This is a genomic window from Ruegeria sp. CG3, assembly GCF_056537205.1.
The window spans coordinates 206,999-233,463 of sequence record NZ_JBQFRC010000004.1; the positions used below are offsets into that span (position 1 = coordinate 206,999).

A 26,465-nucleotide genomic window follows, 5' to 3' on the forward strand; every position below is an offset into this window, starting at 1 on the left:
GGTCAGGCTCCCTGCGGTTCGACCAGCATCCGGCCGCGCATTTCCATGTGCAGCGCGTGGCAGAACCACTGGCAATAGAACCAGTGCACGCCCGGACGGTCGGCAGTGAAGGTGATCGAGGCGGTGGCCTGTGGCGCGACCTCGAAGGCGATGCCGTAGTTGCCCAGGCAGAAGCCGTGGGTCACATCGTCCACGTCATCCAGGTTGGTGACGTAGATCGTGACCTCGTCGCCCTGTTTGACGGTGAACTTCTCGAGGCTGAAGGTTGGCGCCTGCGAGACCATGTAGACCCGCACCTTGTTGCCGTCGCGGATCGGCTCTTCGGCGCCTTCCTCCAGATCGACGCCATCGGCCTCGGCCTGTTTGCGCGCATCTTCCCAGGTCGGGTCGTTGCGGTCCCAGACGTTGACCGGGTTGACGATGTCGCGGCGTACGATGATCGAGTCATGCGGCTCGGCGAAGGTCGGGCCGTCATGGACCACCTTCATCTCGTCGGTCGAGATGTCGATCACCTGCTCGTTCTCGGGCTTGAGCGGGCCGGTGTTCAGGAACCGGTCCTTCGAGAACTTGTTCATCGAGATCAGCCACTTGCCGTCGGCCTCTTTGGTTTCACCCATCGAGGTCGAATTGTGGCCCGGCTGGTAGTGCACATCCACCTTCGAGATGATCGGGTCGACGTCCTCGCCGTTGTAGGCGCGGATGGCCTTGTCGAGGTTCCATTTGACGATCTGGCTGTCCAGGAACAGCGTGGTGAAGGCGTTGCCCTGACCGTCATAGGCGGTGTGAAGCGGGCCAAGGCCTAGCTGCGGCTCACCCACGATGCACGACCGCGGATCGGCGTCGCTTTCGAACAGCGCATCCAGCTTGGTCACGTCCATGATCGACACGGTCGGCGACAGCTTGCCGTTGATGCAGACGTGCTTGCCGTCGGGTGCGGTGTTGATGCCGTGCGGCGAGTTCGGGATCGGGATGTAGCGGGTATACTTCTTGTTCGACCCCTTGCGCCCGTCCAGAACCTTGACGCCCTTGATCTCCTGATAGTCGCCCGCGGCGATGCCGGCCTCGATTTCCTTGAGGTTGAAGACGACGACGTGGTCCATCTCGCTCTCGGTCATCTCGGCCAGGTTCATGCCCATTTCCGAGTTGTACGAGGTCGAGTAGGCGTATTTGCCCTGATAGTCGCAATCGGTGTTGTCGAGGTTGCCCGACACCATCACCTGCCAGACGATCTCCATCGTGTCACCGTCGATGGCGGTGAAGATGTTGACGTATTGCGACGGATCGTCCAGCACGCTGCCGTCGTTGATCAGCGGGGTTTCGTCCTCGCCATTGGCAAAGACATAGCCGGTGCGCGGGAATTTCTGCGGGCGCAGACCGTGGATCGCCTTGGCGTTGGGGATCTCGATGATCTTGTCGCATTTCATCACGTCGCAGCGCACGCGGGCCACGCGGGTGTTGGCCTTGTCGTTCATGAACAGATAGCGGCCGTCATAGGTGCCGTCGGTGAACGACATGTGCGGGTGGTGCAGGTCGCCGTTGTCATAGGTTTTCATGCCGCGCTTGGCCAGGAACTCCTTGGTTTCCGGCAGCAGGCCCTCGGTCAGGATCTTCAGCGACTCGTTGGTCTGGCCCCAGCCGGTGGCCGAGCAGCGGTTGAACACCGGTACCCGCATCAGCTCGCGCATGGACGGGAAGCCCATGATGCGCAGCTCGCCGGTCTGGCCCGAGGACCAGAAGCCGTAATATTCGTCCAGCTCGCCGGGGGCCAGTTCGACCTTCGCGGCGGCGCTGGCCTGTTTGGCGGTCATCAGCGTGCCGCCGACGCCCAGCCCGGTTCCGGCCAGCACGGCCCCGGTGGCCGAGGCCCCCAGCAACCCGCGGCGGGTAATGTTCAGTTTGGTGTCATGATCCGACATGATCGTTCCTCCTTTTAGGAAACGGTTTGCGGTTTGGCGTTCGGATGGTTCGCCGGTGGTTGTCCGAGGGGGGTCTTGAGTTTGACCGACCCGGTCTTGGCCCGCCGTTTCAGCTGGCGGATCACGACGGGACATTTGCTCTCGGACTGGTAGAGCACCTGACAATGCAGGCAGGTGACGCACTCGTTCGGGTTGATCTCACCGGTGGGGTGGATGGCCTGAACGGGGCATTCGTTGGCGCAGGTCTGACAGGGGTTGCCGCAATCCTTGTAACGGCGCAGCCAGTCGAACATGCGGATACGAGCGGGGATCGCCAGCGCCGCGCCCAGCGGGCACAGATAGCGGCAATAGAACCGTTCGATGAACAGGCCGATCACCAGCAGACCCACGGCAAAGACCACGAAGGGCCAGTCGCGCATGAATTTCAGGATGATCGCGGTCTTGAACGGCTCGACCTCGGCGTATTTCTCGGCCAGCGGGATCGACACGATGCTCAGGCCGAAAAGCGCCAGGAAGATCATGTACTTGATCGGCCATAGGCGCTCGTTCAGGCCCCAGGGCAGGGTCCATTGCGGCACTTTCAGCGCGCGGGCGATCTTGTTTGTCAGCTCTTGCAATGCGCCGAAGGGGCACAGCCAGCCGCAATAGGCCCCGCGCCCCCAGAACAGCAGCGCGGCGGCCACTGCGAACCATTGGATGAACACCAGCGGGTCCAGCAAGAAGGCATCCCAGGTGAAGCCGCTGCGCAGGCTGCCGGCCAGCGCCATGATGTTCACCACGCTCAGCTGCGCATTGGCGTACCAGCCGATGAAGAACAGCGTCATTGTCAGAAACCCGATGCGGAACCAGTAGAAGACCCGTGCGTTCATCGTCGCGTGGAACTGGAAGAAGAAGGTGATCGTCAGCACCAGCAGCATGGCGCCCAGCACGGCGATCTCGACCTGGCGGTCCTTCCAGATGCGCTGCCACAGGGCCGATTTGGCGGCGGCCTCGCCGGTGGCATCGTTCACCACCTTGGGCGCGGCCGCGACCGGCAACAGGTACTGTTCGGGCAGCTTGTAGCCCAGATCGAAGGTCAGGAAGGTCTTTTCCACCGCGCCGATGGCCCGCTGCACCAGCAGTTGCAGGCGGAACGGTTCGGTCGGGTCGAACTCGGCATCGGCAGGGATCTTGAAGATGTCCAGTTCGGTAAAGCTGGGCGCGTCCTCGGCGGCCACCGTGCCCAGGCGGCGATGCTGGCGGTCGAAGAACCGCACCGAATTGTCGCCCTGGATCAGCTGGATCCGGTCGAAGATCCCGCCACGCACATAGCCCGAGCCCTTGAAGCTGTACTTGCCGCGGCCCAGCACCAGGATGGCGTGTTCGCCCTCGTCCAGCCAATTGACCAGGTTCTGGTACTCGGCCTCGCCCAGCAGCGACTTGCCGATCGAAGGCACCGAGACCAGCGCCACATGCATGTCGATGAAGGTGTCCTCGGGGTTGCCCTTCTCGGGGCGTTTGATCGCGCGCTGGTCGCCGGTGGCCTCGAAGGCGGCGTTGACCTGACCCACGTCCAGCGTCAGCCGCCGGATCGAGCCGTCGCCCGAGAGCGTGGCCCAGTCATGGGTGTCGGTCTTGGCCATGTCGACTTCGCGCTTGGGTCCGTCGGCCTGCACCTCGGACAGCCCGCCCAGACCCATGGCGCGGGCCACCTTGATCCCGGCGCGCACGACGCTGTCGTCGATGACCATCACCGTCACCGTCGCACCCGAGATGATGTCCAGATCATGCCCCTCGCCGCCGGTCTCGACCTCGCGCTTGAGGTCCAGCCCGGCATAGCCTTCGGTCAGCTCGACCATGCGCGCGTTGGGAATGCCGATCAGAACGATGGGTTCGGAATGTTTGACCAGCTTGACGCCGGTCAGCACCGCATCACCGTCAATGGCGGCGACGACATGGATGGGCTTGCCGGAATAGCCGGTGGTGCCCACGAAATCGGATGTCAGGAAGGCCCAGGCGACGGTTTCGCCGCCCTTCATCACCGGGGCAACCGGCACGTCTTCACGCACCGGACCAATGGCATCGGCACCGGGCGCCAGTTCGGCGGGTTCGATCTCGGGCAGGAAGCTGGCCAAGCTGTCGGCCCGCGCGCCAAGCGCCAGCAGGCAGGACAGGACAAAGGCCACAAGGAAATGGGCAGCGCGGGTCACGACCACGGCGCACCTCCTTCGGTTCGGGTTGACGCCATGGACGCGCGCGGCGCGCGTTCGGTTCTGATTTCGGGCGCGGCCGGGGGGCCGCGAGTTTCGGGCCACAGCCGTTCGGAGTTGTACAGATCCAACAGATCAGTGAACGCACACCGTGGGATTTGTACAAACCCGGGCTGTTGCACCTGCGGCAGGTCCGGAACCGGTGCCGCCGCCGTAATCGCGCACAGGGCGCAATCGGCGCATTTCGGGCAGGGCGCGGTCGGGTCGCCGGTTTCTTGTTCCAGGTCCACCTGGACCCAGACCGCTCCTGCCTCCGAGCAGATCTCCATCCAGGTGCCCTGGCCGGGACTCGCCAGCGCTGGCCCAAGCACCTGCAACATCAAAAGAAAGATGCCCGCCAGCCCGGCTGCCACGCGAGTCGCGCGGACCGGGAGGCTGTGGTTTTGGCGGGCGGCGGGCATGGAGACTCCGACTCGAATTTGATTTTGCCCGAGTCGTAAGGGATTGGCAGGCGGCGCGACTTGACTTCGATCAGGTGGTCAAAAAAATGGCACTTCGGCCCTGGGCAGTTCGCCCGGGATCAGCCGTCGGCCTCATCCATTAGCCGCCGTACCCAGCGCCCCGCCAGCCAGCTGGCCGGAACCCCAAGGGGCACACACCAGATCAGCGCGGCCACCGGTGTCACTGCGCCGAACCCCAGCGCATGGGTGATCAACCCGGCCAGAAACAGGTTGATGGCGACGGTCAGCGCCGTCGCCGGATACAACAGAATGGCCAGCTTCCAGACCGGCCAGCGCCCGTCAGTGGCTGGTGCCTTCCGAGAAGGTGATCTTGTTCCAGACATTGTATTTCCCCGAAGGTTTGCGCATCGGCAGGCGTTTGATTTCCTCGAGCGTCTGCGCGTCATAGACGATCACCGCGCCGTCATCCTCCCAGATCGACACCAGCGCGTAGGCGCCGTCGCGGGTGAATTCCACATGCGCCACGGTCTTGCCCGGCGCGGGCCGCAGGGTTTTGAAGATCTCGAGGCTCTGCTTGTCGATCACATGCATCGCATCCTTGTTGGGGCCAAAGAACACGTCGGCCCAGACATAGGGCGAGTTCTCGTGGCTGCGCATGAAAAAGCCCGGGCCTTCGGTCTCGATCCGCCTGATCGTTTCCCAGGTGCCCATGTCGATGACCGAGATGGTGCCTTCGGTCAGGTGCGGCGTCGCCATCACCGTGGTGCCGTTCCGTTCCCAGGTGATGCCCGAGCCCAGATGCGGCATGCCGGGCAGGTTCAGATCCGCCACTTTCTGCCCGATAACAAGGTCGATCACCTGACCGCCCTTGCCATCGCGCGACGCGCCCATGACATATTCATAGCTCTGGTCGAAAAAGAAATCGTCTAGATAGTCGGGCGTGGTGATCTTGCGGACGGGGAAGGGGTCGGGGTTCTTGAACTGCCCCTCGATCCGGAAATCATGACCCAGCCCGAATTGCGGCGGGTTGTCGCCATAGAACACTTCCCAGATCTCGGGCACGTCCTTGAGCGCCAGCACGAAGCTTTCGCGCGGCGGGGCCTGGTACACGGCCGAGACCCGGCTGGGCTTGCCCTTCTTGCCCTTGACCTCGACCACCCTGGCCACCGACAGATCCTCGGTCGACAGCAGGGTCAGGCTGTTGGGCAGATAGTTCGCAACGGCCAGCCACTTGCCGTCGCCCGACATGGCGATGTTGCGGCTGTTCAGGCCGGCGCGGATGCGGCCCACCTGTTTCAACGCCCAGATGTCGTATTTCTGCACCCAGCCATCGCGCGACATGATGAATACATAGCGCCCGTCGGGGCTGAACTTGGGGCCGCCATGCACGGCAAAGGGGGTCTCGAACCGGTCCAGAACCTCGAAGGTGTCGCCGTCCAGAACGCTGACATGGTGATCGCCGGTTTCCACCACCAGCGTGATGTTCATCGGGTCGCTGTCCCAAACCGGCGCATCGACCGGTGCGTAATCGGCATCCAGCGTACGGCTGGCCATGATCTGTTCGGCATCCCATTGGGGGTCGATCTCCAGCGGAGATTTCAGCCAGCCCGCCAGTTCCTCGATCTGCAGCGCGTCCAGTTCGTGTGCGAAGGCGGGCATCTGGGTGGCCGGGCGCCCCTCGGCGATGACGGCGGCCACGCGGGGGCCGCGCATGCGTTTGAGCGTTTCGGGGATCAGTGCCGGACCGACGCCGCCCAGCCGCGCCTCGCCATGGCAGCTGGCGCAGTGCTCGGCGTAATCTGATTGAGCATCAGCCCAAGCCGTTCCAGCCAACAACACCGAGCACAAAGTACCGAATTTGAGTGCCTTAAAAGAACTGATGCGCCGGATCATGGCTTTTCCCCCGGAAAGGCGTGACCTGCAGGCGCTCGCCGGCACCGTCCACGCCGATTTCATCATTGGTCAGGTAGCAGGCCGGGTCTTCGGCCCACGGGTCGCCGGTCAGTTGCAGGGCCCGGATGCGGGTATTGCCGCCGCAGACATCCTGCAAACGGCAGGCGCCGCACCGCCCCTTCAACGGGCGCGGCCGCGTGCGCAGCAGTGCCAGCATCGGGTCATCCCCGGTCCACAGCTCGGAAAACGGAGTGAGCTTGACGTTGCCCACCGTGTAGTCCGACCAGTAGGTGTCGGGATGGACGCGGCCAAGATTGTCGATATTGGCCACGCCCAGACCGCTGGAATTGCCGCCCCAATGGGCCAGGTGTTCGCGCACATGCGCGACGGCGTCGGCGTCGAACCGGGCGTCGGCCCAGTTCAGGAAATACCCGGCATCGGCGTCGTTGTTGCCGGTCACGATGTCCAGCGGGCGCCCGCCCGAGGCGGCCTCCCACGCGCGGTCCAACAACAGGTCGAGCCCCTGCCGGGTGCGCTGATGTTCCGCGTCTTCGCCCCGGTTCTTGTCGCCGCGCCCGGCATAGACCAGATGCGAGAGATAGAACTTGTCCACCCCCTCGTCGTCGCACAGTTTCAGCAGGTCGGGCAGGTGGTGCTGGGTGCCTTCGGTCAGGCAGAACCGCAGGCCCACCTTGATGCCGCGTTTCTTGCATTCGCGCACGCCGCGCAGGGCGTCATCAAAGGCGCCCTCGACCCCGCGAAACCAGTCATTCGTGGCCCCGATCCCGTCGAGCGAGATGCCGACATAGTTGAAGCCCACGTCGGCGATCATGTCGGCCGTTTCGTCGTGGATCCGCGTGCCGTTGGTCGACAGGGCCAGCATCGGCACCAGCTGGCGCGCGCGCCGGGCGATGTCGAAAAAATCGAACCGGTCCAATGGCTCCCCGCCCGAGAGGATCAGGGCCGGGACGCGAAACTGGCCCAGATCCTCAAGGGTGACCATGGCTTGCTCGTGGCTGAGCTCGCCCGGGAAGGCCACATCCGCAGACACGGTGTAGCAATGGCGGCATTTCAGGTTGCAGCGCCGGGTCAGGTTCCAGATCACCACCGGCTTCACCGGTCCGGGGCGGCGTTTGCGCACCGGCGTCGGGTTGACAAGCTGCTGCATGTATTCGGTCAGGCGGAACATCGGTCTCAGCCTTTCGCTTTCAGGCGCAGCCCGGTTTTCTTCAGGATGCGCGTGGAATAAAGGATGTCGCTGCCGCGGCAGGCCGATCCAAGGATCGCGGCGATCCGGCCGCGTTTCTGTTCGACCTCATCGGGCGAGCTGCCATGAACCATGGCGAACAGGTTGTAGGGCCAGTGGGGCAGGGCACGGGGCCGTTCGTAGCAATGGGTGACGAAGGGCAGCGCTCCGATATGGGCGCCGAGTTCGCCGATCAGGTCGTCCTGCACGTCCCAGACGGTCATGCCGTTCGAGGTCATGCCCAGCTTGTAGTGGTTGGTGGCCGCGGCGATCCGCCGGATCACCCCGCGCGCCTTCAACGTGGCCAGCCGATCCAGCAGGGCGGCTTCCTCGAGCCCCAGATCGTCGGCGACCTGCGCATAGGGCGCGGGCACCAGGGGCAGCCCGCCTTGGAGAGCCTCGATGATCCGTCTGTCGGTTGCGTCGATCATGCTGCCACCCGGAAGCCGATGAAAAATTCCTGCAGTTTCGGGAACCGGTGAACCGTGATCCCCGTCTCGCGTTCGATCGCGTCGGCCGTGGCGGTGATCGCCTCGGGCGTTTCGGTCGCCAGAACAAACCACATGTTCAGCCGGTGCGTACGCTCATAATTATGCGCCACCTCGGGATGCGTATTGACTTTGGTCAGGACGGTTTCAAACTCGGCCTCGGGCACCGCCATGGCGCACAGGCAGAAATCCCCGCCCATGGCGGCGGCGTCGAAGAACGGGCCGAACCGGGTGATGATCCGGTCGGCCTTCATCCGCGCCAGCCGGTCCAGCAGGTCCTGCTCGGTGATCCCCAACTCGGCCGCCACGTCGGCATAGGGGCGGGGGGTCAGCGGCAGGTCCTCCTGCAATCGGTTCAGCAGGCGGCGGTCGGTGTCGTCCAGCGGGGTCATGCGGCGGCCTCTTTCGGTTTGATCAATGCGCCGGTCTGTTTGAAGCAGCGGGTCGAGAACAGAACCTTGTGCGCGGCGTTCGACAGTTCGGGCAAGGCGGCGGCGCCAGCCAGGATACCCCGCGCCTCGGAGCGCGACCGGGCGTGGATCATGGAATAGAGCCGGTAGGGCCACACGCCCTCGACCGGTTGGCGTTCATAGCACAGGGTCACGCCGGGATGCGCGGCCAGTGCGGGGCCCGCGAGGTCGATCCGCTCGGCGGGCAGGTCCCACACGACCATGGCGTTGGACGACCACCCCAGCGCCCGATGCCGCACGATGACCCCCAGGCGCGAGATGACGCCGGCCCTGTGCAACATCCGGATACGGTCCATCACGTCTTTGGGGGTCCGGTTCAGGGATTGGGCGAGCGCCGCGTAGGGGTCGGTCGTCAGTGGCAACCCCGCGCTGAGCGCCTGCAGGATGTCGCGGTCGCCTTGCCGCAGAACGCTCCGGTCGACCGTACGCGGCCGTGGCACGCGGCGCGAATAATCGGACATCCGAAAACCCAGATCGACGTTGAACGGGCGGACCAGACGCAGAGCCAGCACGCGCAGCCCGGTGCGGTCGCTGATCCGGGCCAGTGTGGCGTCCACATGCACCCGGTCGGGGCCGGTGGCCACGAACCACAGGTTCCAGTCATCCTCGCGCTGGTAATTGTGGTTCACGCCTGGCTCGGCGTCGATCAGGGCGGCGATCTGTTCCACCTTGTCCTCGGGCGCGGCAACGGCGGCCAGGGTGCTGGCCGAGGCCACGCCGGGCGCGACCGTTGCGCCGACGCGGGTGATGCGCCCGGCAGCGCGCATGCGGGCGAGGCGGTCGATCACCTCGGCCTCATCCAGCCCCAGCGCCGCGGCCAGCACTTGGAACGGCCGGTCGGCAACGGGAAAATCGCGCTGCCAGTCATCCAGCAGCCTGCGGTCGATCGGGTCGGTGATATGGCACATCGCTTACAACCCCGTTCTGTGCGCACGCGCGGTGAAGAAGATGCCCGAGGGGCTGTCGGCTGGGATTTCCCGCAGCTTTTCAAAGCTGTGGGTGTCATAGACCATGATCTTGTTGGCATCGCGCACGCTGATCCAGACCTCGTGCCCACGCGGGGTGAACTCCATGTGCAGCACCGCCGGGCCGGGTTTGAACTCGTGCATGACCTGTTTGCTGACCGTGTCGATCACCTGGATTGTGTCGTTCAGCGGGTGGGCGAAGTTCGCCCAGACCTGCCGGCCGTCGGGCCGCGCCATGGCAAAGACGGGCTGGCCATAAGTCTGGGTGCGCCCGGTTTCCGTGAGTGTATCGGCATCGAGCCAGAGCACCTGGTGATGGCCGACGGCCGGCAATACGAATTCGGTGCCCGTGTGCGCCCAGCCTTCCAAATGGGGCATCTTGTAGACGGGCATCTCTTGTTGACCGCGCCCATAGCCGGGCAGCACCCGGATCGGTTCGGGCGTTTCGTCCCATAGGTCCAGCGCGGTCAGCCCGTCTTGCCCGAACAGACCGGTGATGTAGGTGCGGCCATTGGCGGTGATCAGCGCGTCATAGGGGTTTTTGCCCATGTCGGTGATCTTGGTGATCTGCGGGTCGGTGCCGCGCGCGAAATCGGCGATCCAGGTCTCGCCCGTGTCCCACATGGTGAACACGAAACGGCGGCCGGGTGCATCGACCAGGCCGATGGTCTTGCTGCCGGTGGGGATGTCGGCCACCAGATCCAGCGTGTCGGCGTCAAAGACGCGCACCCCGCCGGGTTCATAGTTCGACACCGCCACCAACGTGCCGTCGTCAGAGATCGCCCCGCCGATGGCGTTTCCGGCCTGCACGACGCGCTTGGCGATCTGACGGGTCACGATATCGACCTTGGTCAGCCCGCCGTCGCGCCCGAACACATAGGCGAAGCGTTCGTCGGGCGAATAGACCAGCGAGGCATGGGACAGATCGCCCAGTCCTTCGATCCGGGCCAGCGCGGCACGGTCGGACTGATCGACCAGCAGGACCGAGCCGGTGGCCCGTTCGATCACCAGCCCCAGGTCTCCGGTGGCGGTGGGTTCGGCATGGGCTGCGGTCATCAGCAGCGAGGCCGCGAGGCCAAGGACAAACTGTTTCATTGCGCCTCCGGTTTCAGCAGATAACGGGCGATCCATTCGGCCTCTTCCTCGCTGATGAGGGGCCGCCAGGGCGGCATGGCCGTGTCGGGGATGCCGTCCAGGATTACGCCGGTCAGGATTTCGGGGTCATAGTGCTGCAGGTTTCCCGCCCGCAGATCGGGGCCCAGTCCGCCTTTCAGGGTCAGGCCGTGGCAGGACCCGCAATCCTGATGCACCAGACGCTTCAGCGCGTTGGGGTCCAGCGTGTCGGCGGCAAAGGCTGAGGTGGCCACCAGCACGGCGGCGGTCAGCACCGCGCGCCCGGGCCAGTCCCGGCGGGCCGGTTCAATGGGCAGAGTCCTAGCCATGAGCGTGCTCCAGCAACTCGGCAACCGGCCGTTCGGCATAAAGCGACACGACCTTGCCGATGATGAACAGGGTAGGGGCGGCCAGACCGGCCGCGCGCACGTCGGCGGCGACACGGTCCAGACGCGAGACAAGGCGGCGCTCGTCCGGGGTGGTCGCCTTGCCGACGGCCAGGACGGGGGTCGATCCCGGCAGGTTTTCCGTCATCAGGCCCATGGCGATCTGGCCGATATTGGCGACGCCCATGTAGATGACCAGGGTGGTGTCAGGGTCCGCCAGGCGCTTCCAGTCGAGGTCCAGCACCTTGTCGGCCTGACGATGGCCGGTGACATATTGCACCGATGTGGCCAACCCGCGATGGGTCAGCGGCACACCGGTCGAACAGCTTGCGCCCTGCGCCGCGGTTATGCCGGGTGCGTATTCCACGGCAATGCCGTGGCCCATCAGAAACGCCGCCTCTTCCGAGCCGCGGCCAAAGATCATCGGATCGCCCCCTTTGAGGCGGGCAACCCTGCGGCCCGCGCGGGCCTGTTCCAGAAGGATCTGGTTGATCCGGTCCTGCGGCACGGTATGGCATTTGGGCGCCTTGCCCACGGGGATCAGCCGCGCACCGGGGGCGTGCATGGCCAGGATCTCCTCCGAAACCAGACGGTCGTAGACCACCACATCCGCCTCGCGCAGCATGCGCAAGGCGCGCAGGGTCATCAATTCGGGGTCTCCGGGTCCGGCGCCGATCAGAAAAACCTTACCGCTCATGGTGCAATCTCGCTTGGTCTGAATGTCATCGGGACCCGGGTGTTCCGGTCGGTTCCGAGCGCGGACAGAGCGGCGGATCGGGACGTTGCTGGGATGGCCGGGCGTGTCATGGCCGCAGACTGGCGCATTCGCAAAGAGGCCTCCTTGACATAAGTTAAGGAGCGCGGGATTTGCGCCCGCGCTCCTTTAGTTTGCCTGTATGTCTGCCTGCGTTCAGGGCTCGACGGTGACCATGCCGACCATGTTCTGCGTTTTCCAATGCGGGCCGCACAGATAGTTCTGCGGGCCGGGTTCAAGGAACGTCATCTCGACCGATTCCTCGGGGAAGATGCGGTCGGATTCGGGCTGGCTGCCGTCCTTCAAAAGCACCGAATGGCTGGTGCGCTTGTCCACGTTGACCCAGCGCACCGTGGTGCCGGGCTTGACCGTGATCTGGGCCGGGCAGAAGTGGTACTTGTACATCAGCACCACCTCGGCATCCAGCACGGCGTCGGAAGGATCGCCGAAGAGTTCGACATAGCTTTCCTCGGCCTCGGCGCAGATCTGGTCGGCTTCATCGGCTAGGGCTGGCAGAACCATCGCTAGGGTCAGGACTGCGGTCAGAAGGGGCTTGGTCGTCATGGTCGCGTGTCTCCTCGGCCGTGGAAAAGGGGCCGTATCGCCGGCCCCTTTTCGTTACTGTTTGACCACGTTGATGTCGGCGCTGTCGTCATCCAGCGCGAGGCTGGTGTTCAGCGTGACGTGGTGGAACCGTGCGGCCGAGTGGTCATCGTGGATGGCAAAGCCCACCGTGTAGGTCTTGCCCGGCTCCAGCGGGACGTCGCCCGGCGCGCCCGAGTTCAGCGGACGTGAGAACACCACCGTCCACATGCCGCCCGACAGGCTGGCCGAGGCCGAGATCTCGCCATCATTGACCACGCGCTGTTCCAGCAGATAGCCGTTGGTGGCGCTGCCGTCGGCATAGACGCGCATCAGGTCAAGGAAAGTGCCGTCCTGCAGGTACTGCGCGATCTGCTCTTCGGCCTGCAGCTTGTCCCAGCCGCCCAGCGGCTTGCCGCGCCGGCCTTTGACTTCGACCTCGGTGCGGCTTTCGCTGATGTACTTGGTGACGGTGTCCTTGGCCGTCAGGCGTCCAGCCACGTCCGGGTTGGCGGCGATGGTTTCGACATCGGGCGCAAAGGGCATATAGGTGTTGTCGGCGTGGCACGAGGCCCAGCACCCCACCTGTTCGCCCAGCTCGATCCCGGTACCGGTGATCATCATGGCGACCTTGATCGGGTTGTCCGGGTCCATCTTGCCGCCGTCGACGAAGGGCACGGGATTGTGACCCGCATCCGCCCATTGCAGCCGGATATACAGGTTTTCGTCGTCATGCGCGGCCTGAACCGTGGCGTCGATCACCCCGCGCTTGCCGGGGATCGGGGTCGGTTCGAGATCACCGCCGGCGACAATCTTGTTGCCGATCGCGTCCAGTTCCTTGGCGTGGCAGGTCGAGCACTGGTCGCCACCCTTGGTCAGCGGGCGTGCGCCGCCGTGGGTCTTGCCGTTCTGTACCCATTCGAACGAAGCCTGTCCCGGATAGAACAGTTTCAGATCGGTGCTGGCCACGGCGTTCCAGTCGATGTTGCCGCCCACGTCGCTACCGCCCGCGGCCGCGGCGTCGGTTGCGGTGCCATCGGCCTTGGCGCGCTCCTCGGCCACAGCCGCGTCGACCGCGGCGGCGATCTGTGCCTGCACAGCCTCCTGCTGGGCCTTGCGGGCGGCTTTCTCGGCCTCGGCTTCGGCGGCCTCCTTGGCTTCGATCCGTTCCAGGCTGGCCAGGTATTCCGGCGGGATCGGACGGGCGAAGGCCGGGTTCGGGGCTTCGAGCTCTTCCAGGAAATCTTCGGGTGCGCGGTCACGGATGTTCGAGTGTGCGATACCCTTGTGGCAGTCGATGCAGGTCTGGCCGACCTCCATCGCGTTCAGGTGCTGCTGCCGGGCGCGGGGCTTCTGGAACTCGGGCATCATCGACTCGAAATCGTGGCAGTTGCGGCACTCGCGCGAGTCGGTCTTTTTCATCCGCTGCCATTCGTTCATGGCCAGATGGATGCGCTTGGCCTCAAACTTCTCGGGCGTGCTGATCGAGCCGACCATCTTGCCGTACAGCTCTCTCGACGCTTTGATCTTGCGGATGATCTTGTGGGTCCAGTCCTTGGGCACGTGGCAGTCCGAACAGACCGCGCCCACGCCCGAGCGGTTCACGTCATGGATCGTGCCCTTGTACTCGGTATAGATGTAGTCGCGCATCTCATGGCACGAGACACAGAATTTCTCGGTGTTGGTGGCTTCCATGGCGGTGTTGAACCCGCCCCAGAAGATGATGCCGGCGACAAAGGCGGCGGCGATGCCGGCCACGGGCATTCCCCACAGGAAATACCGGCGCCAGATCGGTTTTTTCTTTTCCGGTTCGGACTGGGTCATGTCCAGGCTCCGTTTTGGCTGTCTTGTCTGGCCTTGGGTGTCAGGCCGGTGAAATTGGCTGAGGTTTCACCGGGCCAGAGCGGCCCCGCGAACGTGGAAAGGGCGGGCGAGGGGCCCGCCCTTTCCTGTGTTTGGTCCGAACCCGTCAGGTGACGTGGTTCGAGCGGTTGTAGACGTTGAACTTGCCGGTCGGCGCATAGAGCCCGTCGATGCGGCCGATCTCTTCCAGCGTCTTGGCGTCGAAGATCACGATCTGACCGTTGGGCTCCTTGGAGTCCGACAGGTTCCACTTGGAGACCCAGACCTCGGTGCCGTCGGCATTGAATTCAAAGTGAACGGCGGCACTGCCTTCGTCTTCGGTGATCTGGATGGTTTTCACGATCTCGCCGGTCTCTTTCGAGATGACCTGCACCGACTGCTGGATTTCCGGCTCGGGGTGTTTGGTCTGGTCAGCCCAGATGTAGTCCGAGTTCGGGTGGGTGCGGACAAACAGGCCGGGGCCGTCCGTCTCTACTTCGTAGCAGACCTTCCAAGCCTGATCCGGGTGGCCTTCGGGGTCGTTGCCCCAAACGGTCACGGTACCCACACCCAGGTGGGTCGTACCGGCGACGGGTCCACAGTTCGGATCGACCCAGTTTGCGCCCGGTCCGGGGTGCGGCAAGGCAGCGGTGTCGATCATCGCTTCCAGCTTGTGGGTTTCGGTATCGACGACCACCATTTTGTTCGACGCGTTCGCGGCGATCTGGAAATAGCGGCCTGTCGGGTCAAAGAACCCGTCATGCAGGAACTTGGCGCTGTCGATCTTATCGATGCGCAGGTTGTCGAGGTCTGTGTAGTCGACCTGCCACAACTGGCCCAGTTCTTTCACGGCGACGATCCAAGTGGGTTCGTTCGGTGTCGTGTAGATCGCGGCCACGCGGCTCTCTTCGACATAGTCGCCGTCCACGTTCACGCCGCGGGTCGAAACGACCTTGAGCGGTTCCATGGTTTTGGCGTCAACGATCGCGAAGTGCGGCGGCCAGTAACCACCACCGATGACGTATTTGCCATCGCCGGAAACTGCGACGTCGCGGGCGTCATAGGCGATCTTGACCTCAGAGACCAACATCTTGTCCGGCGTCTGCCAGAGGTCGATTTTGGTCATCTTGCCGTCGCGACCCATGGTGTACCAGAAGCGGCCGGGATGTTCCGGTTCGGTCAGGCTATGGTGTTCGGACGCTTTCAGAACGTGCACGGCATAGCCGGTGGGGATGTGGGTCAGCACCTCTTTGGTGTCGCCGTCGATTACGGCCACCTTGCCCACGTCACGTTCGATGACGACGAAGAAGTTCTCCCAGTTGCGACCGTGCAGCGGCTCGGTCGGATAGTCTGCCTCTTCGACATAGACCTTGCGGGTCGCCTTCATCTGTTCCAGCGACATTTCCGGCGGCTTGGGCGGGTCCATCATGATGTAGGTCGCCATGTCGCGGATCTGCTCCTCGGTCATGATGTCCGAGAAGTTGTTCATACCGCCTTCGGTGCCCCACGCGATGATCTTTTCAAGGCGCTCCTGGCCCAGTTGCAAGGTGCCGCCTTCGGTCACGGTGCCGTCGGCTGCGGTTTTCTTCCAGTGTGGCTCGAGGTTCTTGCCGGTGGCGCCCTTGCGCAGCACGCCGTGGCAGCCGGCACATTGTTCGAAGTAGAGCTGTTTCGAAGCCTCGAAGGCTTCGTCGCTCAGGGTTGGCTCTTCGGCGAATGTCGGAGCAGCGACGCTGCCCAACAACATGGCCAGACCGACCCTGAAGGCGCGGCCGGTGGTGTAATGGCTGATTCCAAGTGACATGATCACTCTCCGTTTGCTGGTGAGGCAGGCCGGACACTGCGCCGGGACGGGCGTCTTCTCCTTGACGAAAGTCAACGGAGGGGGTGTTCAGACGGAAATGACGCGGAAAAAAGCCATGAAAATAAGTGCTTTTTGGGGTCATGTTTTCGCCGACGCTTGATTTTGGTTAAGGGGCGCGGGTCCGCCGGTTGCTAGTGCTTGGCCATCGAACAGCTTGGCCAAGGAGAGCAGGCATGCCATCGGCAATCACGCGCGTTATGGGTGAGGGGTTCCGGGTCTTTTTTCTGTTTGCAGGTCTTTACGGCGTGTTTGCCGGTCTGGCCTGGGGAGGGTGGCTGGCAACGCTGGCCGGGGTCGAAATGTGGACCGAGGCGCCCTATGCCATGAGCCCGCCGATGTGGCACGCCCACGAGATGATTTTCGGCTATGCCAGTGCCGCACTGGGCGGGTTCTTTCTGACCGCCGTTCCCAACTGGACCGGTGCCCCTGAGGCGCGGCGTTTGTTTATTGCCGCTGCAGCGGCGCTGTGGTTGGCCGGGCGCGTGGCACTGTGGTTTTCGGGTGTGATCGACCCGGTGATTGTCGCGGTGCTCGATCTCGCCTTCGTGCCGGTTCTTGCGGCCAAGATCGCCACCCAGCTGATCCGGCGACCAAAACCGCAGAACATGATCTTTCTTCTGTTGCTGGCCTACATCTGGGTGTCCAACCTGTTGACCCATCTGGACTGGATCGGTGTGACGGTCGGAACCCTCGATGTCGGTCTGCGTACAGGACTGCTGGCCTTGTGTTCCATGATCTCCATTCTGGGTGGTCGGATCACTCCGGCCTTTACGCGCAACGCAATGAAGCGCGCAGGCGTGCCCGAAGCTGAGTGGCCTGTCAGTCGCGATTGGATGGAAAAAAGCAACATGGTGCTGGCCCTGCTGCTGCCCGCTGTGATGCTGATCTTCGGGGCCGGGCACGCGGTCGCGATTTTGGCGCTGGTCCTCGGAGCGATACAGGGCTTGCGCCTGTCAGGTTGGCGGGGGGCTTGGGCTGTCCGGCAGCCGATTCTGTTTGCGCTGCATCTGGCCTTGGGGATGCTGGGCCTTGGACTGGTTCTGTGGGGAATGGGCTTGTTGGGCCTCGGCAGTGAACTTGGTGCGCTGCATGTGTTGGGCATCGGCTGCGTCGGTGGCATGACGCTGGCGGTCATGAGCCGCGCGGCGCTTGGCCATAGCGGACGGGCGCTGGTCGCCCCCGCGCCGGTGGTCGTCGCCTACGGAGCTATGGCTCTGGCTGCGATTCTGCGCTGGATTGGGTCCGGGTTGGACGCGCAATTCTTGACTGCCATGCTGGTTGCCGACGGGCTGTGGATCAGCGCGATGGCGCTGTATGTGGTGGCGATGTGGCCGGCCTTGGTGGGTCCGCGTGCGGTACCGTCCTGAGCGGCTCAGGCCCGGTCGATCAAAGGTCGCGCGTTTTTGACATGCCGATGGATCATGTGCCGCGCACGCTTGCCGGTTTCGGGAATGGGCCGAGCGGCGATCGGGACATGATCCGGGTCGTCAAGCTCGGGGAAAATCTCGAAGATCTCGTCTCGGGCATCGCGGCCAATGCTTTTGAGTGCTTCGGGCCCGGTGTACAGGCTTTCCGACGGAGCCCCTTCGGCGGTCACGATTTCATGGCGGTCGAACAGAATGTGGTAGTACGTCACGCTGCTGACGGTTTCATCGGCATGAACGCCGGGAACGCCGACCAGCTTGTGGGCTGGGATCAGCACCTCTTGGGCGTCGAACATGCGCACGGCAATCGCCGAGCGAACCAGCATCCGGTGCTGCGGAGAGACCCGCAGGTCACGCCGCGGCAGGCCGGCCCCCAGCGCTCCGGCTGACACGCAGATCGGACGCAGGCGTGGGTTGGCCTGCAAATCGATCGACGTCAGGATGCGCGAGCCGATCCAGCGAATCGGTTGCGGGCCGTGATCGAGCGTCAGAACCAGGTCGCCTTCGGCCAGATCTTCTATCGCCTTGGCGCCGGTGGGTGTTTCGATCAGCGTACCGGCGGTAAAACAGGGCACGTCGACAATGGCTGTGGGATCGGTGGTGTCCGGAGCGTTTGAAGGGGTCACATTCGAACGAATGAAGGAATAGGCGGTACCGGGTACCAAAGGTTCGGACGTGATGTATCCGACAAGATTTCCTTCAACCTCGACCCGGAAAACATCGATCGTACCGCCGCCCGGTTTGGTCAGAGCATAGGATTCTTCCAGATAGATAGCGCCGGAATCAAAGGTGGTTGATCCGTCAAGGCTGGTGACGACGCCTGTCTGTGTCAGGTCATCGCCGACTTCGTTGTTGAAACGGTCGCCGTTGAAATCAGTTCCGTTGTCCGGATCTCCGTTCACGAGCGTTCCACCGGCCGCGTCGGTTACGTCAAATACCCGGCGATCGGTGTTCGGATCATAGCCTGAACTCAGAGTGATGGTACCGGAGTTAAACCCGGTAAAACTAAGTGAAATCACCCCTGGCGCGTAGCCGATATAGGAATAGTTCGCCATCTCTTACTCGTTCACTCGCTCAATCAAAGACACCGGAACAGCACATCACGGACCCGGAAACTCCATCTGACTTCGCACCCTGATAACAGCGGTTCAAGGCGATTTCGGGGCATTTCACGCTTATTTTAAGGGAATGTAGCCTATTGGCCGAGTGCCAGGACAGAGTCTTGACTTTCGTTAAGGCGGCAAACCGCCCATCCCGCCATTGTCCCCCCACCAGCAAAGCGGCGCAAAGGAGAGCGCAATGCGAGAAGTCATGACCAAGAGCATGGCCCGCAACATATTCTATGGCGGGTCACTGTTCTTCATTTTAATCTTTCTGGCCCTGTCGGCCCACTCACACCTGTACATCGTCAATTCGCCGAACTCGGCGAAGCTGGATGAGAGCGTGATCCGGGGCAAACACGTCTGGGAAAAACACGCCTGCATCAACTGTCACTCGATCATGGGTGAGGGTGCCTACTTCGCCCCCGAGGTCGCCAACGTGATGACCCGCTGGGGCGTTCTGGACGACCCGGAATCGGCCTTTGAATCTCTCAAGGGCTGGATGGAGGCGCAACCCACCGGCATTCCCGGTCGCCGGCAGATGCCAAGGTTCAACCTCAGCGACGAAGAGATCCGTGATCTGGCCAACTTCCTGATCTGGACGGACAATATCGACGCTCAGGACTGGCCCCCGAATGACGCGGGCTGAGAAGGGAACGGAGCAATGAAATACGAATCCCAAAAAGTGGCCTATGCCTATTTCGCATTCGCAATGGGCCTGTTCGCGATCCAGGTGATCGGCGGTCTGCTGGCTGGCTGGATCTATGTATCCCCCAATTTTCTGAGCGAGCTTCTGCCGTTCAACATCGTGCGGATGCTGCACACCAACGCGCTGATCGTGTGGCTGATCACCGGCTTTTTCGGCGCGGCCTATTTCCTGATCCCCGAAGAGACCGAACGCGAGATCCACTCGACCAAGCTGGCCTATATCCAGCTGGCGATCCTGATTCTGGGCACGCTGGGCGTTGTGGTGACCTATGTCTTCAACCTGTTCGAAGGCAACTGGCTGCTGGGCAAAGAGGGGCGCGAGTTCCTTGAGCAACCCAAATGGGTCAAAGCCGGCATCGTGGTGGCGGCGCTGATCTTCCTCTACAACGTGTCGTTGACCGTTCTGAAGGGCAAGAAGACCGCCATCACCAACATCCTGCTGCTGGGCCTCTGGGGTCTGGCGCTGCTGTTCCTGTTCGCTTTCTACAACCCGGGCAACCTGAGCCTCGACAAGCAGTACTGGTGGTACGTCGTTCACCTGTGGGTCGAAGGCGTGTGGGAGCTGATCATGGCCTCGATCCTGGCCTACCTGATGCTCAAGCTGACCGGAGTTGACCGCGAGGTGGTCGAGAAATGGCTGTATGTCATCGTCGCCGCCGCGTTGTTCTCGGGCATTTTGGGCACCGGCCACCACTACTACTGGATCGGTACGCCGGGTTACTGGCAGTGGATCGGGTCGATCTTCTCAAGCCTCGAGGTGATCCCGTTCTTTGCGATGATGGCCTTTGCGTTCGTCATGGTCTGGAAGGGCCGTCGGGACCACCCCAACAAGGCCGCGCTGCTGTGGTCGCTGGGCTGTGCCACGCTGGCCTTCTTCGGCGCCGGCGTCTGGGGCTTCCTGCACACGCTGCACGGGGTGAACTACTATACCCACGGTACGCAGATCACGGCGGCGCACGGGCACCTGGCCTTCTACGGCGCCTATGTCTGCCTCAACCTGGCGATCTTCACCTATGCGATGCCGATCCTGAAGAACCGTGATCCGTACAATCAGGTGCTGAACATGGCCTCGTTCTGGCTGATGACCGGCGGCATGGTCTTCATGACCTTCGTGCTGACCTTTGCCGGCACCGTCCAGACGCACATGCAGCGCGTGGTGGGTGACTACTACATGGATGTGCAGGATCAGGTCGCGATCTTCTACTGGATGCGCTTCGGCTCCGGTCTGGTCGTGGTCATCGGTGCGCTGCTGTTCATCTACTCGATCTGGGTTCCGCGCAAAGAGGTCATCGAACCCGGCGTCGCGGAAACCCCGGCGGAGTGATGAATATGGACGGCTCCATGAAACTGGGAACGGGGGCGGCAGACGCCCCCTTCTACCTGCCCCAGGGCGACGAATGCGACGTGTTCGCCGCCGCCTATACCAACAAGCTACCGGTCCTGCTGAAAGGCCCGACAGGTTGCGGCAAGACCCGCTTCGTGTCCCATATGGCCGCCAGTCTGGGTCGGCCGCTCTATACCGTGGCCTGCCACGACGACCTGGCCGCGGCCGACCTGATCGGGCGCTACCTGCTGAAAGGCGGCGAGACCGTTTGGGTCGACGGCCCCCTGACCCGCGCGGTGCGCGAGGGCGCGATCTGCTACCTGGACGAGGTGGTCGAGGCGCGCAAGGACGTGACCGTGGTGCTGCACCCGCTGACCGACGACCGGCGCATCCTGCCGATCGATCGCACCGGGGAAGAGCTTGAGGCCGCGACCGGCTTCATGCTGGTGGCCTCCTACAACCCCGGCTATCAGAACATCCTGAAAACCCTCAAACCCTCGACCCGGCAACGGTTCATCTCGCTGGAATTCGACTTCCCCTCGCCTCAGATGGAGGCCGAGGTGGTCGCGCAGGAAAGCGGTCTGCCGCTGGAGCGCTGCAAGCCGCTGGTGCGGCTGGCGGGCAAGCTGCGCGGGCTCAAGGGTCAGGACCTCGAGGAAGGCGTATCCACCCGCCTGGTCGTCTATGCCGCGACGCTGATCGCGCAGGGCATGTCCACCGACCGCGCCATCCTTGCCGCCATGATCGAACCTCTGACTGATGACGAGGATATCAAACGCGGGCTCCTCGATCTTGTCACCGCCGTCTTTGGGTGAGGCCGGCGATGGTCAGGATCGACTTTGAGCCATGGGAACCCGAAGAAACCATCGGGAAACTGTGGCACAGCCTTGCCAGCCGCCTTGATGCACCAGAGGTGCACGAAGGAGCCGCGGTCGACCTGTCGCAGGTCGCGGGGCGGCTGGCCGTTCTTTTCCGGGGGCTTGGGGGCAGTCCGGGCGTCGAACTGCGCCCGGTTTCGCCCGAGCTCTCGCGCCACCGGCTGGGCTGGCGGCGCAAGCTGGCCACCGAGGCCGAGCTGATCCCGCGCGCCAGTTTCGACGGCGAGGTCCTGCGCCTGCCCGACCGGCTGGCGGTTTTTCCCGCGCGCGAAGCCAATGGCGCGCTTTATGTCTGGCTGGCGGCGGTGGCCGCCCATGCCGGAACCCGCATCGACGAGGACGATCCCCTGCGCGCCGATCTGCGCGCCCTGCAGGCGGCCCGCGCGATGGTCGCCGCAACGCTCGAGGACGCGCCGGGCCTGTGCCCGCTTTACACCGAACTATGCAAGGGCGTGCTGTATCAGCGCAATCTGCCCGGCCTGCCCCCGGCCGAGGCCGCCGTCGAAGACCTGATCCGCCGGATGCTGGGTGATCCGGCGCCCCTGTCCGCCCGCGCCCAGGCCTATGACGCCCTGGGCGACGACGTGGCCGCCCCGCGCGGGTACCAGCCGTTCCGCCCGGTGCCCCTGTGGCCCGAACTGCGCGCGGTCGCCTTTTCCGAACACACCGAGGTCGAAAGCCGCGACACCGACGGCCCACCCGAGGAATCGGGGGAAAAGACCCACCGCGCCCGCCGCCGCAAATCCGACCAGGCCGAGCGGCAGGACAGTCTGATCCTGCACAAGTTCGAGGCGATCCTCAGCTGGGCCGAATTCCTGAACCTCAACCGCCGGATCGACGATGACGACCCGGACAACGCGAAAAAGGCCGCCGACGATCAGGACGAAATCGGGCTGGGCCAGATATCGAAGGCGCCGCCGACGCGGCTGAAGCTGCATCTCGATCTCGCGCCCGAAGACGTGAACCGCGAGCGCCTTTCGGGGCGTGTGCTGTACCCGGAATGGGATGTGCGCACGGGGCAGTATCTGCCCGATCACGTCAACGTTCTGACTTCGGATGCCGAGATTCGCGAGGATGCCGCCGATTTCGGCAAGGACCCGGCCACCGCCCGCCGCATCCGCGCCGTCAAACGCCAGTTCGAGGCCCTGCGCCCGGGCCGCGTGATGACCCGCGGCCATCTGGACGGCGACCAGCTGGATATCGAGGCCGCCGTGCGCAGCGCCGTGGACCGCCGCGCCAATGGCGAGGGCAACGAGCGCATCTGGATGCAATCCCGTCCCGAGGCGCGCGACCTGGCGGTGTCGATCCTGCTGGATGTCAGCCGATCGACCGAAAGCGCGGTCGCGGGGCGTGCGGTGATCGATATCGAACGCGAGGCACTGGCGGCGCTGGCCTGGGGTCTGAACGCCTGCGGCGACGATTTTGCCATCCACGCCTTCAGTTCGCTGAAACGCCAGCGGGTCTATGTGCAGCGCTGCAAAAAGTTCAATGAGCCCATGACCGCCACCGTGGAGCAGCGCATCGCGTCGCTGCGGCCGGGCCATTACACGCGGCTGGGGGCGGCGATCCGTCATGCCTCGGCCGATCTGGCGGCGCAGGCGCGCAAACGCCGGCTGCTGCTGGTGATCACCGACGGCAAGCCCAACGATCTGGACCACTACGAGGGCCGCCACGGCATCGAAGACACCTGCATGGCCGTGCGCGAGGCGCGCCGGGCGGGGCAGTCGGTCTTTGGCGTCACCATCGACAAGACCGGCAAAAGCTGGTTCCCGCGCATGTTCGGGCAAGGCGGGTTCGCGGTGATCCCCGACCCCAACCGCCTGACCATGGCCCTGCCGCAGATCTATCGCCAACTGGTCGGCGCATGAGTGATGCTTCGCTGATCGACGAGCTGCCCGGCGAATTGCTGATGTGGGTTCTGATCGTCTCGGAACTGCTGGTGTTCGGGGCCGGGCTGATCGCCTTCATGTGTGTCCGCCTGACCGATCCGTCGGGCTTTGCCGAGGCGCAATCACATCTCTACCGCACCGGGGCCGCGCTCAATACGGGGGTTCTGGTCACCTCGGGTTTTCTGGCGGCGCGGGCCCTGCGCTGGCGACAGGCAGCGCGCCGCGGCGCCGCGCGGCTGTCCCTGATCGGCGCGGCCCTGCTGGGCGTGATTTTCCTGATCATCAAGGGCGCGGAATATGCCGGCAAGGCCGCGCAAGGCATCAACTACGAGACCCACCCGTTTTTCCTGTTCTACTACCTTCTCACCGGGTTCCATGCCGCGCATGTGCTGGCCGGGGTCGCCATTCTGCTGCTGGTCGCCTGGCGCGACGATCCCCGCAATATCGAGGCGGGGGGCCAGTTCTGGCACATGGTTGATCTGGTCTGGGTCCTGCTGTTTCCGGTGATCTACCTGCTGGGGTGACGCAATGCCGAGTTTTTCTTTTGCCCGATACACCCATGCGGATCGTCTGACCCACGCCTGGGCCAGCCTGATCGCGCTCAGCCTGGCCTCGGCCCTGCTGACCCTCGTGCCCATTGAGCCCCGGCTGGTCGGGGGCGGCATCCTGCTGCTGGCCCTGTTCAAGGCCCGCATCATCCTGGCGCGGTATCTCGATCTTGAACGCAGCCCGGCCTGGCTGCGGGGCTTCACGCTGGTGCTGAGAACCTTTGCGGTACTGATCTTCGCGCTCTACCTGGTCTGAGGCAAAAAGAACCGCCGCGCACAGGGGCACGGCGGCTTGCCAGTTCAGGGACAGAAATCTATTGCGCGGCCATCGGCATCCGGGCGATCTGGCACCGTTGCCACAGCGCCGAGAGCGCGCCGACCAGATGGTCGATATCGGCATCGGTGTGCACGGGTGAGGGCGTGATGCGCAGCCGCTCGGTTCCTTTGGGCACGGTGGGATAGTTGATCGGCTGGATGTAGATGCCGAACTCTTCCAGCAGCGTGTCCGAGATGAACTTGCACTTGACCGGGTCGCCCACCATCACCGGGATGATGTGGCTGGGGTTGGGCAGATGCGGGATGCCCTCGGTGTCGAGCCGGGCGCGCACCTGGGCCACGCGCGCCTTCTGCAGGTCGCGTTCCGCATTCGATTGTTTCAGATGCCGGATCGAGGCCGCCGCCCCGGCGGCGATCGCCGGGGGCAGGGCGGTGGTGAAGATGAAGCCGCTGGCAAAGCTGCGCACGAAGTCGCACAGCGCGGCCGACGCGGCGATATAGCCGCCCACCACGCCGAAGGCCTTGCCCAGCGTGCCCTCGATCACGGTCAGACGGTGCATCAGACCCTCGCGCTCGGCGATGCCGCCGCCGCGGGGACCATAGAGGCCGACGGCATGGACCTCGTCCAGATAGGTCATGGCGCCGAATTCATCGGCCAGGTCGCAGATTTCCTTGATCGGAGCGATGTCGCCGTCCATCGAATAGACCGATTCAAAGGCGATCATCTTGGGCGCCTCGGGGTCGGCGGCGGCCAGCTTGGCGCGCAAGTCGTCCAGATCGTTGTGCTTCCAGATCACCTTCTGCGCCCGCGAATGGCGGATGCCCTCGATCATCGAGGCATGGTTCAGCGCGTCCGAGAACACGATCAGGCCGGGGATCTTTGCCGCCAGCGTCCCCAGCGCCGCCCAGTTCGAGACGTAGCCGGAGGTGAACAGCAGCGCCGCCTCTTTCCCGTGCAGGTCGGCCAGTTCGTGTTCCAACAGGACGTGGTCATGGGTGGTGCCGGAAATGTTGCGGGTGCCGCCCGCACCGGCGCCGCAGCGGTCCAGCGCATCATGCATTGCCGCCAGAACCGACGGGTGCTGGCCCATGCCCAGATAGTCGTTCGAACACCAGATCCGCACGTCCCGTGCCGCCGCGCCATCGGTCTGGCGGGCATTGGGGAAGGCACCGCATTTGCGCTGCAGGTCGATGAAGACACGATAGTTGCCCTCGGCCTTCAGGTCGCTGAGGCTCTGGCTGAAAAAACGCTCGTAATCCATGTCTCGATCTCCCCGGAAAACTGGCTGTTGGCGGGCAGACTATGGGTGCGCGCACGCCGGGAACATGACAATAGTCAAGCGACGCCGGGAAAAGGGTGGTGCGCGGCGCGCGGGTTTGGCATAGGCTGGCGCAGGGATGGATGGGCCGGGTTTTCGGCCGGACAAAAGGGGATGCCTTCGTGGCGCATGAAGCACAAAAAGCCATTGCGCGGCAGTCGCTGCTGCTCAAAAGCCTGCCGGATCAGCATGTCGAAACCCTGCTGAGCCACGCGATCTGGCGCCAGTATGACCGTGGCGAAACGATCTTTGTGCAGGAAGAAAGCGCCCAGGCCGTGCATGTCGTCCTGGCCGGATGGGTCAAGCTGTTCCGCATGTCGCCCACCGGGGCCGAGGCCGTGGTCAGCGTCTTTACCCGCGGCGAAAGCTTTGGTGAGGCGGTGGCCTTGCGCAATGTGCCCTATCCGGTTTCGGCCGAGGCTGTCTCGGCCTGCGAGATCATGCACATTCCCAGCCCGGTGCTGATTTCCTTGATGAAGACCGACCCCGAGATCGGGATCTCGATCCTGGCTTCGACCTTCACACATTTGCATTCGCTGGTGTCCCAGCTGGAACAGCTCAAGGCCCAGACCGGGGCGCAGCGGGTGGCCGAGTTCCTGTTGAACCTGTGTGACTGCGACGAAGGCGCCTGCGAAGTCGAACTGCCCTATGACAAGATGCTGATCGCGGGGCGTCTGGGCATGAAGCCCGAAAGCCTGAGCCGTGCGTTTTCGCGGCTCAAGGCGGTTGGGGTGAAGATCAACCGCAACCATGCCGAAATCTCGGACATTCCGCAGCTGCGAGACTATGCCGACAGCGACCCGGCCGACAACTGGGGGCGCTGAACGCGC

At 63.8% G+C, this 26,465-nt stretch carries 25 protein-coding genes; 8 read left to right on the forward strand and 17 right to left on the reverse strand.

Annotated elements, in window-relative coordinates:
• Positions 1-2: 2 nt before the first annotated feature.
• The 15 genes from nosZ to ACR0NB_RS16635 form a co-directional block, all read right to left on the reverse strand.
• A complete protein-coding gene (gene nosZ, locus ACR0NB_RS16565; protein ID WP_480776282.1) occupies positions 3-1,916 on the reverse strand; it encodes a TAT-dependent nitrous-oxide reductase in 1,914 nt (637 codons plus the stop codon).
• Positions 1,917-1,930: 14 nt separating this feature from the next.
• Positions 1,931-4,105 (reverse strand): 4Fe-4S binding protein, encoded by a 2,175-nt coding sequence (locus tag ACR0NB_RS16570; protein ID WP_480776376.1) that lies wholly within the window; start codon positions 4,103-4,105, stop codon positions 1,931-1,933.
• Positions 4,102-4,566: a DUF2946 family protein gene (locus ACR0NB_RS16575; RefSeq protein WP_254429006.1), complete on the reverse strand. Its 465-nt coding sequence runs from the start codon at positions 4,564-4,566 to the stop codon at positions 4,102-4,104. Before ACR0NB_RS16575 ends, ACR0NB_RS16570 begins: the two co-directional genes overlap by 4 nt.
• 119 nt (positions 4,567-4,685) lie before the next feature.
• The gene (locus ACR0NB_RS16580) at positions 4,686-4,949 is read right to left on the reverse strand and encodes a hypothetical protein (protein WP_170407306.1); all 264 of its coding nucleotides are present in this window, start codon (positions 4,947-4,949) and stop codon (positions 4,686-4,688) included.
• Entirely contained in the window at positions 4,906-6,459 is a 1,554-nt protein-coding gene (locus tag ACR0NB_RS16585) for a cytochrome D1 domain-containing protein (protein WP_480776283.1), read from the reverse strand. Before ACR0NB_RS16585 ends, ACR0NB_RS16580 begins: the two co-directional genes overlap by 44 nt.
• The gene (nirJ, locus tag ACR0NB_RS16590) at positions 6,434-7,648 is read right to left on the reverse strand and encodes a heme d1 biosynthesis radical SAM protein NirJ (RefSeq protein ID WP_480776284.1); all 1,215 of its coding nucleotides are present in this window, start codon (positions 7,646-7,648) and stop codon (positions 6,434-6,436) included. The genes ACR0NB_RS16585 and nirJ overlap by 26 nt, the downstream gene beginning before the upstream one ends.
• 5 nt (positions 7,649-7,653) lie before the next feature.
• Positions 7,654-8,136, reverse strand: coding sequence for a siroheme decarboxylase subunit beta (gene ahbB / locus ACR0NB_RS16595; protein ID WP_480776285.1), 483 nt, complete (start codon positions 8,134-8,136; stop codon positions 7,654-7,656).
• Positions 8,133-8,585, reverse strand: coding sequence for an Lrp/AsnC family transcriptional regulator (locus ACR0NB_RS16600; protein WP_480776286.1), 453 nt, complete (start codon positions 8,583-8,585; stop codon positions 8,133-8,135). The genes ahbB (ACR0NB_RS16595) and ACR0NB_RS16600 overlap by 4 nt, the downstream gene beginning before the upstream one ends.
• Positions 8,582-9,571 (reverse strand): siroheme decarboxylase subunit beta, encoded by a 990-nt coding sequence (ahbB, locus tag ACR0NB_RS16605; protein ID WP_480776287.1) that lies wholly within the window; start codon positions 9,569-9,571, stop codon positions 8,582-8,584. Before ahbB (ACR0NB_RS16605) ends, ACR0NB_RS16600 begins: the two co-directional genes overlap by 4 nt.
• Positions 9,572-9,574: 3 nt before the next feature.
• Positions 9,575-10,723, reverse strand: a complete 1,149-nt coding sequence (locus ACR0NB_RS16610) for a cytochrome D1 domain-containing protein (protein WP_480776288.1) — start codon at positions 10,721-10,723, stop codon at positions 9,575-9,577.
• Positions 10,720-11,070 carry a c-type cytochrome gene (locus ACR0NB_RS16615; protein ID WP_170391604.1) on the reverse strand — a complete coding sequence of 117 codons (351 nt, stop codon included), beginning with the start codon at positions 11,068-11,070 and terminating at the stop codon, positions 10,720-10,722. Before ACR0NB_RS16615 ends, ACR0NB_RS16610 begins: the two co-directional genes overlap by 4 nt.
• Positions 11,063-11,824, reverse strand: a complete 762-nt coding sequence (gene cobA, locus ACR0NB_RS16620; protein WP_480776289.1) for a uroporphyrinogen-III C-methyltransferase — start codon at positions 11,822-11,824, stop codon at positions 11,063-11,065. The genes ACR0NB_RS16615 and cobA overlap by 8 nt, the downstream gene beginning before the upstream one ends.
• A 213-nt stretch (positions 11,825-12,037) precedes the next feature.
• Complete coding sequence (locus ACR0NB_RS16625) at positions 12,038-12,445, reverse strand: cupredoxin domain-containing protein (RefSeq protein ID WP_480776290.1); 408 nt, start codon at positions 12,443-12,445, stop codon at positions 12,038-12,040.
• Positions 12,446-12,499: 54 nt separating this feature from the next.
• Positions 12,500-14,287: a NapC/NirT family cytochrome c gene (locus ACR0NB_RS16630; RefSeq protein ID WP_480776291.1), complete on the reverse strand. Its 1,788-nt coding sequence runs from the start codon at positions 14,285-14,287 to the stop codon at positions 12,500-12,502.
• 145 nt (positions 14,288-14,432) lie between these two features.
• Complete coding sequence (locus ACR0NB_RS16635; protein WP_170359698.1) at positions 14,433-16,109, reverse strand: cytochrome D1 domain-containing protein; 1,677 nt, start codon at positions 16,107-16,109, stop codon at positions 14,433-14,435.
• Between the two features lie 233 nt (positions 16,110-16,342).
• On the opposite strand from ACR0NB_RS16635, the gene ACR0NB_RS16640 reads away from it, so the two are divergent.
• On the forward strand, positions 16,343-17,536 hold the full coding sequence (locus ACR0NB_RS16640) for an NnrS family protein (protein ID WP_170452722.1): 1,194 nt from the start codon (positions 16,343-16,345) through the stop codon (positions 17,534-17,536).
• A gap of 5 nt (positions 17,537-17,541) precedes the next feature.
• Here ACR0NB_RS16640 and ACR0NB_RS16645 read toward each other — a convergent pair whose 3' ends face one another.
• Complete coding sequence (locus ACR0NB_RS16645) at positions 17,542-18,648, reverse strand: Hint domain-containing protein (RefSeq protein ID WP_480776292.1); 1,107 nt, start codon at positions 18,646-18,648, stop codon at positions 17,542-17,544.
• A 244-nt stretch (positions 18,649-18,892) separates the two neighbouring features.
• Between ACR0NB_RS16645 and ACR0NB_RS16650 the strand changes: the two genes are divergently transcribed.
• The 6 genes from ACR0NB_RS16650 to ACR0NB_RS16675 are packed head-to-tail and all read left to right on the forward strand — an operon-like array spanning position 18,893 to position 24,296.
• Positions 18,893-19,342 (forward strand): c-type cytochrome, encoded by a 450-nt coding sequence (locus tag ACR0NB_RS16650; protein ID WP_005977183.1) that lies wholly within the window; start codon positions 18,893-18,895, stop codon positions 19,340-19,342.
• 15 nt (positions 19,343-19,357) lie between these two features.
• Positions 19,358-20,725, forward strand: a complete 1,368-nt coding sequence (locus tag ACR0NB_RS16655; protein WP_480776293.1) for a cbb3-type cytochrome c oxidase subunit I — start codon at positions 19,358-19,360, stop codon at positions 20,723-20,725.
• The gene (locus ACR0NB_RS16660) at positions 20,725-21,540 is read left to right on the forward strand and encodes a CbbQ/NirQ/NorQ/GpvN family protein (protein WP_409233628.1); all 816 of its coding nucleotides are present in this window, start codon (positions 20,725-20,727) and stop codon (positions 21,538-21,540) included. Before ACR0NB_RS16655 ends, ACR0NB_RS16660 begins: the two co-directional genes overlap by 1 nt.
• An 8-nt stretch (positions 21,541-21,548) precedes the next feature.
• Positions 21,549-23,471, forward strand: a complete 1,923-nt coding sequence (locus ACR0NB_RS16665) for a nitric oxide reductase activation protein NorD (protein WP_480776294.1) — start codon at positions 21,549-21,551, stop codon at positions 23,469-23,471.
• Positions 23,468-24,016 (forward strand): cytochrome c oxidase subunit 3, encoded by a 549-nt coding sequence (locus ACR0NB_RS16670; RefSeq protein ID WP_480776295.1) that lies wholly within the window; start codon positions 23,468-23,470, stop codon positions 24,014-24,016. Before ACR0NB_RS16665 ends, ACR0NB_RS16670 begins: the two co-directional genes overlap by 4 nt.
• A gap of 4 nt (positions 24,017-24,020) precedes the next feature.
• Positions 24,021-24,296, forward strand: a complete 276-nt coding sequence (locus ACR0NB_RS16675) for a cytochrome C oxidase subunit IV family protein (RefSeq protein WP_480776296.1) — start codon at positions 24,021-24,023, stop codon at positions 24,294-24,296.
• Positions 24,297-24,354: 58 nt separating this feature from the next.
• On the opposite strand, the gene hemA is transcribed toward ACR0NB_RS16675, so the two are convergent.
• Positions 24,355-25,578 carry a 5-aminolevulinate synthase gene (hemA, locus tag ACR0NB_RS16680; protein ID WP_170582622.1) on the reverse strand — a complete coding sequence of 408 codons (1,224 nt, stop codon included), beginning with the start codon at positions 25,576-25,578 and terminating at the stop codon, positions 24,355-24,357.
• Positions 25,579-25,757: 179 nt separating this feature from the next.
• Here hemA and ACR0NB_RS16685 point away from each other — a divergent pair, with 179 nt between their 5' ends.
• Positions 25,758-26,459: a Crp/Fnr family transcriptional regulator gene (locus tag ACR0NB_RS16685; RefSeq protein ID WP_093963736.1), complete on the forward strand. Its 702-nt coding sequence runs from the start codon at positions 25,758-25,760 to the stop codon at positions 26,457-26,459.
• Positions 26,460-26,465: the final 6 nt, after the last annotated feature.

What these genes read in the sequence shown, in the direction of transcription:
- hemA (WP_170582622.1), bottom strand. Translation starts at nt 25,578, where the DNA reads ATGGATTACGAGCGTTTTTTCAGCCAGAGCCTCAGCGACCTGAAGGCC.
- ACR0NB_RS16600 (WP_480776286.1), bottom strand. Translation starts at nt 8,585, where the DNA reads ATGACCCCGCTGGACGACACCGACCGCCGCCTGCTGAACCGATTGCAG.
- ACR0NB_RS16575 (WP_254429006.1), bottom strand. Translation starts at nt 4,566, where the DNA reads ATGCCCGCCGCCCGCCAAAACCACAGCCTCCCGGTCCGCGCGACTCGC.
- ACR0NB_RS16630 (WP_480776291.1), bottom strand. Translation starts at nt 14,287, where the DNA reads ATGACCCAGTCCGAACCGGAAAAGAAAAAACCGATCTGGCGCCGGTAT.
- cobA (WP_480776289.1), bottom strand. Translation starts at nt 11,824, where the DNA reads ATGAGCGGTAAGGTTTTTCTGATCGGCGCCGGACCCGGAGACCCCGAA.
- ACR0NB_RS16580 (WP_170407306.1), bottom strand. Translation starts at nt 4,949, where the DNA reads ATGTCTGGAACAAGATCACCTTCTCGGAAGGCACCAGCCACTGACGGG.
- ACR0NB_RS16625 (WP_480776290.1), bottom strand. Translation starts at nt 12,445, where the DNA reads ATGACGACCAAGCCCCTTCTGACCGCAGTCCTGACCCTAGCGATGGTT.
- ahbB (WP_480776285.1), bottom strand. Translation starts at nt 8,136, where the DNA reads ATGATCGACGCAACCGACAGACGGATCATCGAGGCTCTCCAAGGCGGG.
- nirJ (WP_480776284.1), bottom strand. Translation starts at nt 7,648, where the DNA reads ATGTTCCGCCTGACCGAATACATGCAGCAGCTTGTCAACCCGACGCCG.
- ACR0NB_RS16665 (WP_480776294.1), top strand. Translation starts at nt 21,549, where the DNA reads ATGGTCAGGATCGACTTTGAGCCATGGGAACCCGAAGAAACCATCGGG.
- ACR0NB_RS16670 (WP_480776295.1), top strand. Translation starts at nt 23,468, where the DNA reads ATGAGTGATGCTTCGCTGATCGACGAGCTGCCCGGCGAATTGCTGATG.
- ahbB (WP_480776287.1), bottom strand. Translation starts at nt 9,571, where the DNA reads ATGTGCCATATCACCGACCCGATCGACCGCAGGCTGCTGGATGACTGG.
- ACR0NB_RS16660 (WP_409233628.1), top strand. Translation starts at nt 20,725, where the DNA reads ATGAATATGGACGGCTCCATGAAACTGGGAACGGGGGCGGCAGACGCC.
- ACR0NB_RS16610 (WP_480776288.1), bottom strand. Translation starts at nt 10,723, where the DNA reads ATGAAACAGTTTGTCCTTGGCCTCGCGGCCTCGCTGCTGATGACCGCA.
- nosZ (WP_480776282.1), bottom strand. Translation starts at nt 1,916, where the DNA reads ATGTCGGATCATGACACCAAACTGAACATTACCCGCCGCGGGTTGCTG.
- ACR0NB_RS16635 (WP_170359698.1), bottom strand. Translation starts at nt 16,109, where the DNA reads ATGTCACTTGGAATCAGCCATTACACCACCGGCCGCGCCTTCAGGGTC.
- ACR0NB_RS16640 (WP_170452722.1), top strand. Translation starts at nt 16,343, where the DNA reads ATGCCATCGGCAATCACGCGCGTTATGGGTGAGGGGTTCCGGGTCTTT.
- ACR0NB_RS16615 (WP_170391604.1), bottom strand. Translation starts at nt 11,070, where the DNA reads ATGGCTAGGACTCTGCCCATTGAACCGGCCCGCCGGGACTGGCCCGGG.
- ACR0NB_RS16585 (WP_480776283.1), bottom strand. Translation starts at nt 6,459, where the DNA reads ATGATCCGGCGCATCAGTTCTTTTAAGGCACTCAAATTCGGTACTTTG.
- ACR0NB_RS16645 (WP_480776292.1), bottom strand. Translation starts at nt 18,648, where the DNA reads ATGGCGAACTATTCCTATATCGGCTACGCGCCAGGGGTGATTTCACTT.
- ACR0NB_RS16650 (WP_005977183.1), top strand. Translation starts at nt 18,893, where the DNA reads ATGCGAGAAGTCATGACCAAGAGCATGGCCCGCAACATATTCTATGGC.
- ACR0NB_RS16655 (WP_480776293.1), top strand. Translation starts at nt 19,358, where the DNA reads ATGAAATACGAATCCCAAAAAGTGGCCTATGCCTATTTCGCATTCGCA.
- ACR0NB_RS16675 (WP_480776296.1), top strand. Translation starts at nt 24,021, where the DNA reads ATGCCGAGTTTTTCTTTTGCCCGATACACCCATGCGGATCGTCTGACC.